The 1,110-nt window shown below is 64.9% G+C and carries 1 protein-coding gene and 1 pseudogene; both read left to right on the top strand.

The window, feature by feature from the left end:
* Positions 1 to 541, top strand: a 541-nt coding sequence (locus MQN93_RS43665) for a hypothetical protein (RefSeq protein ID WP_242713912.1), incomplete at its 5' end; no start/stop codon positions are given.
* Positions 542 to 702: 161 nt separating this feature from the next.
* Positions 703 to 1,110: pseudogene (locus MQN93_RS43660) on the top strand (hypothetical protein); the annotation flags it as partial.

Genomic DNA, 1,110 nt, shown 5'->3' with positions numbered 1-1,110 from the left:
AGCAGACGCGGGAAGCCCGTCGGCGGCATCGCCGAGCGCTTCGGCCTCCGATGCCGCCGGCCGTCCGCACATCACGTTGCCGTCGGACGTCACGGACAAGTACGAGGACTGGAAAACGGGCGACGCGACCAAGGACACGGTTCTGGCGGAAACAGCCCGACGCATTGACGCGACCAACGACGCCATCCTGCGCGGCGACGCCAGCGCGCCGGGTCTCACGTTCTACTACCGGGACAAGGCCTTGTCGGACGCTGTGGCCTGGGTGCAGGAATATGTGAAGGCCAACCTCTCCTTCACCGGCACCACACGTTATTACGCCCCCAAGGTGACGCTCAGCAACAGCACCACGGCGTCTGTCGTTTACTGCTCCGACGAGAGCAAGGGTTTCAACAAGAACCGTAAGACCAACAAGGTCGACCGGACCCCCTCTCAGGACAGCCCGTACGTGCTGTACAACACCCGCCTGGTGAAGAACAAGCAGGGCGTGTGGCAGACCAGCAATCTGATTTCGAAGCGGGGGGACAAGACATGCGCCGGGTGACCGGTCGGGGGCGGATCCTGACTCTCAGCGTATTCGTGACGGTGTGTGGCCTCGGATTGCCGGGCACTGCCTCGGCGTATGGGCCGGGTGACGGACAGGGCTCCCAGCACCACACGGATGAATCCGGTGGCTCGGACGGCAAGGGCGGAATCTCCGCCACCGTGGGAGCCGTCGTCTACGACCGGTCCCACAACGGCTCAGGGCAGTCGGCCGGCCCCGTCACCTCGACGACGAACTGGACGCCGCCGGCGTGCTATTACGCACCCAAGTACAGCCCCGCGGAGCTCAAGGCCTATCTGGAGCCCATCTGGAACGCGGAGTCGACCGGATCTCAGTGGGACCTGGAGCAGCGCAACACGTACGAGAAGGGCGGCGACAAGCCCGGCACGTACAAGGACTTCAACAAGGAGAAGACCGGCAAGGGTTACTGGTGGGATTCGTATGTGACCAAGGGGCGTGAGGGCGACCCGGGCGCACTCGACTGCGACAAGCCCTACTTCTGGGTGGACAAGGGCGACCCGCCCCCCGCCGACATCGAGAACGCCGTGACCCCCAGGGTCCTGGGCGAA

The sequence above is a fragment of the Streptomyces spinosisporus genome (genome assembly GCF_022698145.1).
GTDB classification, from domain to species: domain Bacteria; phylum Actinomycetota; class Actinomycetes; order Streptomycetales; family Streptomycetaceae; genus Streptomyces; species Streptomyces spinosisporus.
This window is presented reverse-complemented; position numbering and strand designations above follow the sequence as displayed.